8 protein-coding genes are annotated in these 11,652 nt (G+C 36.7%); 3 read left to right on the top strand and 5 right to left on the bottom strand.

The features are described from left to right. Window positions 1-46 precede the first annotated feature (46 nt). A complete protein-coding gene (locus LNP23_RS20925) occupies window positions 47-289 on the bottom strand; it encodes a helix-turn-helix domain-containing protein (protein ID WP_230002728.1) in 243 nt (80 codons plus the stop codon). Window positions 290-856: 567 nt separating this feature from the next. Here LNP23_RS20925 and LNP23_RS20930 point away from each other — a divergent pair. From LNP23_RS20930 to LNP23_RS20940, 3 genes are read left to right on the top strand one after another with little or no spacing between them, the layout of a single operon-like run. Continuing rightward, window positions 857-3,880, top strand: a complete 3,024-nt coding sequence (locus tag LNP23_RS20930) for a SusC/RagA family TonB-linked outer membrane protein (protein WP_230002729.1) — start codon at window positions 857-859, stop codon at window positions 3,878-3,880. An 18-nt stretch (window positions 3,881-3,898) separates the two neighbouring features. Next, a complete protein-coding gene (locus LNP23_RS20935; protein ID WP_230002730.1) occupies window positions 3,899-5,329 on the top strand; it encodes a RagB/SusD family nutrient uptake outer membrane protein in 1,431 nt (476 codons plus the stop codon). Window position 5,330: 1 nt separating this feature from the next. Continuing rightward, a complete protein-coding gene (locus LNP23_RS20940) occupies window positions 5,331-7,985 on the top strand; it encodes a S9 family peptidase (protein ID WP_230002731.1) in 2,655 nt (884 codons plus the stop codon). Between the two features lie 66 nt (window positions 7,986-8,051). On the opposite strand, the gene LNP23_RS20945 is transcribed toward LNP23_RS20940, so the two are convergent. From LNP23_RS20945 to LNP23_RS20960, 4 genes are all read right to left on the bottom strand, one after another. After that, entirely contained in the window at window positions 8,052-8,333 is a 282-nt protein-coding gene (locus LNP23_RS20945; protein WP_230002732.1) for a DUF6520 family protein, read from the bottom strand. Window positions 8,334-8,421: 88 nt separating this feature from the next. Beyond that, complete coding sequence (locus LNP23_RS20950; RefSeq protein WP_230002733.1) at window positions 8,422-9,945, bottom strand: DoxX family protein; 1,524 nt, start codon at window positions 9,943-9,945, stop codon at window positions 8,422-8,424. Window positions 9,946-10,080: 135 nt separating this feature from the next. Beyond that, the gene (locus LNP23_RS20955) at window positions 10,081-11,007 is read right to left on the bottom strand and encodes a helix-turn-helix domain-containing protein (protein ID WP_230002734.1); all 927 of its coding nucleotides are present in this window, start codon (window positions 11,005-11,007) and stop codon (window positions 10,081-10,083) included. A 39-nt stretch (window positions 11,008-11,046) separates the two neighbouring features. Further along, on the bottom strand, window positions 11,047-11,418 hold the full coding sequence (locus LNP23_RS20960) for a DUF7793 family protein (RefSeq protein WP_230002735.1): 372 nt from the start codon (window positions 11,416-11,418) through the stop codon (window positions 11,047-11,049). Between the last annotated feature and the right edge of the window lie 234 nt (window positions 11,419-11,652).

Here is an 11,652-nt window from a genome sequence, read left to right on the forward strand (position 1 = left end):
AAAAAAAGATGCCTATAGCATCTTTTTTGATTTTAAACTTCTTATTCTATTCAAACAAATCTTTAATGTTTACATTTAGAGCTTTTGCAATTATACTAAGAGTTTTTACAGTTGGATTGGTTTCTCCTCTTTCAATTCTACTTACTTGATTTTCTGACATACCAATTTCAATGGCTAATTTCGATTGAGAAAATTGAGTATTTCCCTCTCTAATTTTCCTTATAGTAGCTCCAACTGCAACTTGTACCTTTTTTAAATCTTTTTCTTCCACATGATAAAATTGCATCATATAAAAATATTTTTCCTACACATATATGTGGATATATAGAATTTTTAGCTATATTCGCTTTTGAATTAATATATTTGCGATTCTTCAAAACAATATTTGAAGCATTCGCTTTGAATCCCAACCTAAAAACTGGTAATTTTTGTACATGGGATGATAAGTATGATGCTCACGCTTTATGGCGTGGGCTCACTTATTCGTGTACAGGTATACCAGTACCTTAGGTCGTTTAAGCTGAGTTCCACGCCTTTTTTTTTGTATTTGTTTAAATTTTATCAGCTTCATTCTTAGCGTTTCTTCCAGTTCATAAGTTTTGTATTTACCATTTTATTAACCTCTAATAATGGCTTGCCTATGAAGTAAACTTCTGTCATATTTAATACCCATATTGTTTCAATTTTATTTGAGTTAGTCAAACAGTACGGGATGTTAAACTTGACATCGATCATTAATAGTTCAATAAGATTCTTGTTGCAACTACGCGAAAAAAGGCCCTCTACCCACTGTTGACGCAAGTGTAGAGAGCCGGAGATTAAATAAAAACATGTTTCATTTAACTAATCCAAAATTATGAAAATTATTTCATTAAAGAAGGGTCGGTTGATTCTTTGGTATACACTTATTTCAGTTATTTTTCTGTACTGTCCTACCATAAAAGCCAATCCGACCTTATCAAAACTGCCTAACCAGCAGTTACAAATTACTGGAACTATAACCGATGGCACACTTCCACTGGCGGGTGTGACCATAAAAGTAAAAGGAGCTACAACGAGTGTAGTTTCTGATTTCGATGGTAAATATTCCATAACTGCTCATTCCACTGACACTCTTATCTTTTCCTATTTAGGCTATAAAACCATAGAACTTATTGTAGGAAATAGAAAGGTCATTGATGTCAAAATGTTCGATGATACTACCTCATTACGCGAAGTCACTGTAAATGCCGGTTATTATAAAGTAAAAGATAAGGAACGTACCGGAAGCATTTCAAAAATCGGTTCGAAGGATATCGAAAAACAACCTGTCACAAATGTACTTGCCGCTATGCAGGGAAGAATGGCAGGTGTTAATATTACTCAAAACACAGGAGTAGCCGGAGGCGGTTTCGATATACAAATCAGGGGACAAAACAGCCTACGTTCCGATGGAAACAGACCCTTATACATTATTGATGGTGTTCCATATTCCTCAGATGCTGTAGGTTCTGATCTGACAGGGATCGTTCTGCCTGGTCCAACAAGTCCTTTAAATAGTATTAATCCAACAGATATAGAAAGCATTGAAGTTTTGAAAGATGCTGATGCAACAGCTATCTATGGTTCAAGGGGAGCCAATGGAGTCGTGCTTATCACCACTAAAAAAGGCAAAGAAGGCAAGACGAGATTCACAGCAAATGTATCGGGTGGATTTGGCTCTGTGACACGCCTTATGAAACTTATGGATACACAGCAGTACCTACAAATGCGCAAAGAAGCTTTTGTCAATGATGGTATCCTTTATGGTCCAGCCGATTATGACGTTAATGGTACATGGGATCAAAATCGATATACTGATTGGCAAGAAGTACTTATTGGAGGAACTTCAGAGATTAGTGACGTACAAGCATCGATATCAGGAGGTTCCTCTGGGACCCAATTCCTTATTAACGGTAATTTTCATAAGGAAACCACTGTTTTCCCCGGCAACTACAATTACCGTAAAGGAAATCTCCATGCAAATCTGAACCATGAATCTGAAAATAAAAAATTCCATATCAATTTTTCTATGGGCTACACAGCGCAGCAAAACAACCAACCCGGAATTGATATTACTCAAGAAGCGATTCTTCTTCCTCCCAATGCTCCAGCTTTGTATGATTCACAGGGCAACTTGAACTGGGAAAACAGCACTTGGAATAATCCTTTAAGCAATCTGGAAGGGAAATACACTTCAAGATCCAATGACCTTTTTGCCAATAGTTTGTTATCTTATAATATTCTTCCCAACTTGATTTCAAAAATAAGTTTTGGTTTTACCGATACGCGTTTTGATGATAGCCGGACACAACCATCCACCATGTATGATCCTGCCTATGGTTTAGGCAGCGAATACTCATCCATTTATGTCAATAACACAGTTAGAAAATCATGGATTATTGAACCTCAAATATCATGGTCAAAAAAATTTGGCAAAGCAAAAACCGAAGTTCTCATTGGAAGTACCTTTCAGCAGCAAACAACCAACCAATTGGTACAAGAAGCCAACGGATTTAGCAGCAACAGCCTAATTTATAATCTTTCTTCAGCTTTTCATGTATTTGACTTAGTAGATAGTGAATCAGTCTATAAATATCAGGCATTTTTCGGGCGGTTTAATTTTTCATTGAATGAGCGGTACATCTTAAATTTCACTGGACGCAGGGATGGTTCGAGTAGATTTGGTCCAGGAAGGCAGTTTGCTACTTTCGGGGCGATTGGAAGTGCATGGCTGTTTTCAAATGAAACATTCGTAAAAGAAAAACTTGGTTTTCTAAGCTTTGGAAAATTAAGAGTCAGTTATGGAACCACCGGAAATGATCAGATTGGGGACTACCAGTTTTTAGATACCTATGGTTCCTCTGGAAACAATTATGGTGGTGTTAATGGTCTGGAACCAACACGTTTGTTTAATCCTAATTTTGGATGGGAAACCAATAAAAAGCTCGAATTGGCATTGGAAACTGGTTTTTTGAAAGATCGCATATTTATTACAGCGGGCTGGTATAGCAATCGTTCTTCCAACCAATTAGTCGGAATTCCTCTGCCTGCTACAACAGGATTTAATTCTATACAGGCAAATTTAGATGCCACAGTTCAAAATAGAGGTATCGAACTTACTCTTAGAACAGTCAATTTCCAGAAAGAATCCTTTAACTGGACAAGTAGCTTTAATTTGACAATCGCACGCAATAAACTGCTGTCTTTTCCTGATCTGCAAGGGTCAACTTACGAGAATCAGTTTGTCATAGGTCAACCCTTAAATATTAAAAAAGTATACCACTATACAGGAATAGATCCCACCACAGGGATTTATCAATTTGAGGATTTCAATAAAGACGGTTTAATTACAGCAGCTGAGGATAAACAGTCTATCCGTGATTTGAATCCAAAATATTTCGGTGGATTTCAAAATACCATTACCTATAAAAACTGGCAATTGGATTTTCTTTTTCAGTTTGTCAATCAGCTCAACTATAGTGGATCATATAGTACTGGACTACCCGGCGCCATGGCCAATCAGCCAGTGACGGTACTAAACCATTGGCAAAACCCGGGAGATACTGCCACCTATCAGCAGTACACCACAGGGGTAAATAGTGAAGCTATGAATGCATTTTATAAGTTTTATGCCAGTGATGCCATGATATCGGATGCCTCTTATATACGGCTTAAGAATTTGTCATTGTCTTATACAATTCCTGAGCAGTGGCTCAAAGGAGTAAAATGCCGATTGGTATTTCAGGGGCAGAATCTTTTCACAATCACTTCCTATAAGGGTGCTGACCCTGAATCCAGATTTACTACAAGCCTTCCTCCTCTGAGGGTATTTACAACTGGACTTCAGCTTACTTTCTAACACTTTAATTTAAACATTATGGAAAAGAAATCATTTTTACGATTTATCCAAAACTATAAAATCGAAATAACAAACAACAAGCTTCTTACAGGATTAATTACATCGGTTATGGTGCTTTTTGGTGGCTGTGATAATTTTGTCGAGGTTGATCTTCCGTCCTCACAATTAACGGCAAGTGCCGTTTTTCAAGACAGGGCTACTGCCAATGCAGCTATGGTAAGCATTTATGCTAAAATGCGTGACGATGGTATTTTAAGCGGCAATGTTGCAGGAATCTCAAATGAAATGGGAAACTATGCAGATGAACTTGTGTATTATGGTGATATTTCCGGCACACCTCGAAATTTTTACAATAATACGCTACTTGCTACCAATTCGGAGATCTTTAACTGGTGGAGCAGCAGCTACAACCATATCTATGCTGCCAATGCTATTATTGAAGGAGTGAATGCTTCCACGGCGCTCACCGTAGTGGATAAAAACGAGCTTACCGGAGAAGCATTGTTTGTAAGGTCGCTGTTGCATTTTTACCTTCTGAATCTCTATGGGAATGTACCTTATATTACTACAACAGACTACCAACAAAATAAAGTGGCGCACAGAATGCCTTCAGCTGAATTGTATTCTCACATTATAAACGATTTGGAACTGGCAGTTTCGTTATTACCGGAAGATTATATTTCCAGCAATCGCGTACGTCCTAATAAATCCGTGGCGATGGCATTATTGGCAAGGGTGTATCTTTACAATGGTATGTGGGCAGAAGCAGCCAATGCCGCTTCATACCTTATAAACAACACAGCTGTGTATGCTTGGGAGACCAATCTGGACGCTATATTTCTCAAAGAAAGCACCACAACGATTTGGCAATTTATGCCCCGCACTGACGGGCAGAATACCCAAGAAGGAGAAACATTCATCTTTACCGCTGGACCACCATCTCTTGTTGCTTTAAGCAATCAACTCATAAGCGAATTTGAACCGGAAGATCAGCGTAAGAACCATTGGACTCAGATGGTTACAAACGGCACAGACACTTGGCATCACACCAATAAGTACAAACAAAAATCAAATACACCCAGTTCAGTGGAGTATTCCATAATATTTCGTTTAGCGGAGCAATACCTAATTCGTAGTGAAGCCCGAGCTAAGCAAGGAGATTTTATAGGGGCGAAAGATGATTTGAATAGAATCAGATTTACGGCTGGGCTTACAGCGACCAATGCTGTAAGTCAGCAGGATATACTCAGCGCCGTATTACATGAGAGAAGAGTGGAATTTTTTACAGAGCTGGGACATCGATTTTTCGATTTGAAAAGAGCGAATCGTTTGGATGAAATACTCTCGCCAATAAAGGTAGGCTGGAATACTACGGATAGATTGTTACCACTGCCTGAATCAGAACTTACACTCAATCCAAATCTAAATCCTCAAAACCCGGGTTACTAAAATGATACCTCATAACCTAAAATATAATGTAAGTAAAGATCTGCTGAACAAATCAGTGGTTTGCTGCATAATGCTTCTCATGCTCTTGACTTCATTTGCCGGATTTAGCCAGAGCAATGGTAAAAAGCAGCTTACTGCGGAAGATTATCATTTATGGAGTTCCCTTAAAGTAGAAAAACTCTCTGAAAAAGCAAAATGGGTAAGCTACTCTGTTTATTATGAAAATGGTAATGATACCTTGTTTGTTAAAAATAATAAAGGGACTGTGACCTATAATTTTCCCAAAGCAAGTAAAGGAGAGTTTATCGGCGATAGCTGGTTTTCTTCAATGTCCTTTAAGAGAGAACTTCTAGTTACAGACTTGTTAACTTCAAAGCAAGAGATTATTGCCAAGGTGCTCAGGTATGATTTGAGAGTCGGAACCAAAGATATAATCCTTTTGAAAAAGCAGTCCGATGGAAAAAAAGAGTTGGAACTGAAAAATGTAGCCACCAATAAATCCGTTATTTTAAATGATATTGACAACTACTGGTATAATCAAGAAGCCGATGCATTGGTCTATACAACAAAATCTGAAAGCAATATTACAGTTGCGCTGCTCAATTTACGTGATAAAACCACAACTGTAATAAGCAGTAATCCTAACGTTTTTGAATATTCTGATATCGTTTGGCAAAAGAGTGCAAAATCCATAGCTTTTTTGCAGCAGCCTTTGGAAGGGGACAAAAAAATAATCCGTACTTGCGTTGGGTATTATACTATAGCAGAACATAAGTTATATACTTTTAATCCGGCTCGGCAGGATAATTTCCCAACTGATATGGAGGTTATCGTGTCTTCTTTTGCCTATCTCAATATTTCTGAAGATGGTAAAAGAATATTCTTTGGATTACAGAAAACTTTAATTCCTGTGGATCCTTCACAAGTACAAACTTGGAGTACGCAAGATAAATTTCTTTATCCTGCAAAAGTACAACTTGCTGACTGGGACAGAACAGCAAAAGTAGCTGTCTGGTGGCCACAGCAGAACCGCTTTAACTGTATTACGAGCAATGAATTTCCGAAAATGATGTTAAGTGGAGATCAAAAACAGGCTTTGCTTTACAATCCGCAGCATTACGAGCCACAGGCAAACCGTGACGCTCCTCTGGATATTTATATTTTAAATCTTGAAAGAGGGGATCGGAAATTAGTATTGCAAAATCAATTAGGAGGTGAAACGGGGGTTAGTGTTTCTATATACGAAAAGCAAATTGTTTATTTTAAAGACAAGCATTGGTGGGTTTATGATATAGAGAACGATCTACATAAGAATCTTACCCAAAAACTCGGAGTATGCTTTTCAGATGAGGATTCCGACTGGCCTGAAGAAGCAAGTCCTTACGGTAATCCGGGATGGGTCCAAGAAGACCAAATACTTTTTATTTATGACAAGTATGATATCTGGAGTATCACTCTAGATGGAAGAAGTGCGGTTAGACTCACTAGGGGACGCAAAAATAAAACAGTCTATAGAATCGTCTCCCAATCTAAAGACGAGTTCAATAAAATGAATTACGACGGCAGTTTTAAAAATCAGTTTCAACCCAATGAAAGGTTACTAATCAAAACCGAAGCACTACAACATACAGGATATTGCTTTTGGGATAAGAAAAATGGTTTACAGCCATTATTGGACAAAAAAATGTACACCAGCCAGTTTTTAACCTCTGCAAAGAGTGAGACTTATGTTTATGTTGAACAAAACTTTAATTTACCACCGAGATTAGTTATAAAAGAAAGCCTTAATTCAAAAGAAAAAATGCATTTTCAAAGCAACCCACAACATTTTAAATACAATTGGGGAAGCTCCAAGCTGATTACCTATACCAATTCCAATGGGGCTGTTTTAAATGGCGTTTTATTCTATCCTGCCCACTATCATACGGATACAAAATACCCTATGGTGGTGCATGTTTACGAAATGCAATCCAAAGAATTGTACAACTATGTGAACCCATCGCAGTATAACCCAACAGGATTTAATATTGCCAATTTTACATCACGAGGGTACTTCGTCTTTTTACCCGATATCGTATATGAAATTGGAAATCCGGGATCTTCTGCTGTTGATTGTGTATTATCCGCCACAAAAAAAGTCCTTGCTACTGAATCATCTGTTGACAGCACCCGAATAGGTCTTATTGGACATTCCTATGGAGGTTATGAAACGGATTATATCATCACACAGACCAATATGTTTAAAACCGCAGTAGCAGGCGCAGCCATTACCGATTATATAAGCGGTTACCTTCGGGTAGCATGGGGACTTCAAAAGCCTAATTTTTGGCACTATGAATTTGGACAATTGAGAATAGGCAAATCACTGTATGAAGATTACGCTGCGTATCTCAGAAACTCTCCAGTATATCATGCGGATAAAGTAAAAACTCCATTGTTGTCATGGGCAGGCGAACAGGACAGTGTGGTACATTATTACCAGAGTATTGAATTTCATTTGGCACTTAGGCGGCTCGGAAAGATAAATACGATGCTGATTTATCCCGGAGAAGATCATGTCCTTATGGAAGAAAAACATCAGCAAGACTTGACTGGACGAATTGAACAGTGGTTTGATTATTACTTAAAAGCAGAGAAAAAACCAGAATGGCTTTAACAACCAATAATAAAAAACAATGCAGTTCCATCTGGAACTGCATTGCCATTTCTACCAGTAATGGGATCAAGGTTTATAAACTGGAACCTTACATTGGTTGGCAGAATTTTTACCAAATAATTGCGCACCAGTTGGTAATAAACCAACTCTACAGATGGTTCCATTATTGGTTGTTGAACACATATCATGCTCTTCACAAGAGGTTGCTTCTGGGTTCAATTTGATATACCCTCGAATTGGCGCTGCTGTTTCAGAACGTTCATTCATGGCATGGGTTGTAAATGCACCAACTGTTGCAAGTGCAAATACCACAACAGGTAAAACCTGTTTGGTTAAATTTGTTTTCATGATTTATAAATTTAAATGTTAGCGATCTACTCTTTTACAGGTTTTCGATCTTGCCCCTGACACTGCAGTATATTTTCATGATGGAATTTTATTTTTGACTTATATCTTGATAAGAGTTTATTAGTCTCTTGCTTAATTTATAATGAACTAAGTAGGGTCCAATAAATCCGTAAAAATTGTTACCTAGAATAAAGAAGTTTTTTAGCTTTTCGTTTTTAATATGATAGATGTAAAAACTACCCTTATAGGAATTGGTATTGAGGTCATATATATCAATAACACTGGCGTCTTTCCACATTTCAGCAGGTTCGTATTTCCCTAACAGTGCTGAATTGACAAACAATAAATTTTTGTAAACAGCACTTGTTTTATTGACAATTACAGGAGGTGCTGAAAATTTCATTTCCTGCCGGCTTGCTACAGTTGTTACTTTAATCTGAGCTTTACTTACAGTGTCTATGGTCTTACCTCGATAGCTAAGATTAAGCAAACTATCTGCTACGATAAATTGATTGCGGTAGAGATAAACGTATACGAGCTTCTGAATGTCTTTATCGTAATGCAACGTTCCATCCACATCAAAAATCCCATCGATTTGTTTCTGAAGCAGGTTTTTATTGAAACGTATTTTTGGTTTACTGCCAAAATGGAGTGACCCAAGTATGCTTTCCCCGTTTATATTACTGTTGGAACGGAATATCAATGTGAGCGAATCCATAAGCTGGTAATGGGAAAAAGTAGTAGATCCATTCCATTTTACTTGCGCCTTCCAATTGTTTATATTCCCTTTATAAATAACAGAAACAGAGCCATCAATAAGATAAAAATTAGGTGGTAAAATTCGAACTTGGACAGACTGGAATAAAAAATTGGTACGATTGGGATGAATCTTAAGCTCATTTTTTATCTGTAAGGCTGTATCCAAGACTGTCACCAATAAAGGCGCAGTATGACTCCCTAGATATATCTTGTCTTTTGAAGCTCCAGCAAAATAATAAGAACTAAATCTCAGATCGATGTCGTTAACTTTTGTGGCAGTTCCGGCAAAACGGCGAACAAAATTATTTCGATGTTGGATTATGTCTTCTGATAATAGAAATAGCAAGTTAACAATACCAATACTAAAAAGAACAGTTATAGAAAAGGCACTTGCGAGCGCAGCAGGCTTTGAAATAAAGTGCACTTTTGGCATCTCTACGACCAGTAGCAGGATACCTGCTGCTGCCAGAATTATGAAAACTAAATTAAAAAAAAGATGCTCACCCCATCCTAACTTTTCAAGAATCCCTCCACAGGAACAAGGGACAAATGAACTGTAATTCAAAATAATATAGATATATGTAGCAAACATAACCATCAGGCTAAAAGCGCCAAAAAGACCTATAATCCTCCATCTTTTTACAAAAATCAATACTGCAATGAATAATTCAAGCAGAGGTATAATCCATGCAATTAAGCCGGCAAAAGCGCTTAGCAAAGGGGATTGTCCCAACTGCACACGGAAGTTCTCAAAATCCAATAGTTTGCTTATTGCAGCATACACAAATAACAGGATGTAAAGAAGACAAATTACTTCTATAAAAATACGCTTATGGGATTGGGTCAGTTTCATAACAAGTTATTTAATTTTTGTGACGTAAAATTCTATAAAACAAATAATTAACCTTTGTCGATTCGGGATTATCTTATGCCAAAAACGGACAGCTAAGGCCATCTATGACATTGAAGGGTTTTTAGAAAGGAAAACTCACTTAGGAGAATTTTTCACCAATCTTTTGAGCTCATTAGGGGCGTAATCAAATTTTTTCTTAAAAGATTTTGAAAAATTTGCATAGGTTGAAAAACCGCTACGGTATGCAATTTCTTTTAAAGGTAATGAGCTTTGTTCTATTAAAAGATGAGCGTTTTTAAGTCTCTGCTCATTATAAAACTGATAAATGCTTGTGCTAAATAATTCTCTGAACCCATGCTTTAATTTGAATTCATTGATTCCAAAAATTTGTGATAATTCCCTTAAAGAAGGCAATGAGGTATCTAAATGTCCAATGATATAATCGTAAACATTTTGAATCAGATGTGCTTCGGCAGATCGCATGGAACCGTTTGTGTTTTCTCGTAGTATCTCTGAAAATGAGTTATGAATATCTTTGCTTTCTTTAATTAAAGTTGTAATTGAACACACAAATATTTCATCACATCCTACCAGAGGTGAAATGACACAAAAACTTGGAACTAACAATTGCTGTGGAGTAACATACACTAATTGTAGCGTCGTAGTATAAGAGGGATCTGAATTCAGTTTTTCTTTAAATCCAACAAGTAAAATTTCTGATTCCCGAGTGAGCAGATTGTTATAGCTTTGACCAATAATGTGGTCGCAACTCCGCCCAAGTATATCAGGTATCTGGGGGCTGAAACTTTTGATGATAAACTGACTGTCAAGAATAAAAACAGCAGGCATTAGGTATTTATACGTATAGTTTGGATTAATATATCCGGCATAGAAGATTGCTTCTTTCATTTCTTCGGCTAACATATTTACCAACACCACCAGTCCTTCTATGTCATCATCTCTTTTAGTACGTGGTATGTAGTAGGTAAAATTCCCTACTGACATTTCGAGGAGCATATCATATATGTTTCGAATTCGTTGTTGATTTCTTTCTTTCTTCATAATCTAGAAATTGAAGAATGACCGCAGAAATTTTATGATTTATTTGAAGGTATCCAAAAATTCTAAGGCTTTTACTTTTTCTGTAAAGACTTGAACCGAGACCTCAGAATTATACCTTTTAAGATAAAAAGATGTTATGATTGATGAAACTCCAGGTTTAACTAGGATAGCTGCGGCTTTAATAAGAATAAAACCGTATTGAGCCAAATAGTCCCGTCCAGCCTTATCGGAATCAATTATGTTTCTCATATCTAAAAATAAAGGATAGACTTTATTTTCTTGTAACTGCATTCGCTTTGCAACAATACTTTGGGCTGTTATAAGATCAATAATTGTTTCAGATTTGCATTCTAATGATAGAATATTATTGCCGATCGATAAAATAAAAAACTTATTTTCATAAAAAATCATGCATTATGGTATTCTGTTTCGCAATGCAAATTAGGAAGAAATTTAAAAAAACGACTTGTCAAAAAACAGCCAATTTGTATCATTATCAATCATTTTTAATTTAATAAATCAGTACCAAAAACTAAGAAAACAAAAGGTTATCCTACTTAATAAAGCCAATGAAAGCCTTTTTGCGTCAAATTATGCCATAAAATTTGATACCCAATACATATCTTTACTTTTATTCCTGCTTTC

Source organism: Flavobacterium cupriresistens, from assembly GCF_020911925.1.
In the GTDB taxonomy this organism is placed as follows: domain Bacteria; phylum Bacteroidota; class Bacteroidia; order Flavobacteriales; family Flavobacteriaceae; genus Flavobacterium; species Flavobacterium cupriresistens.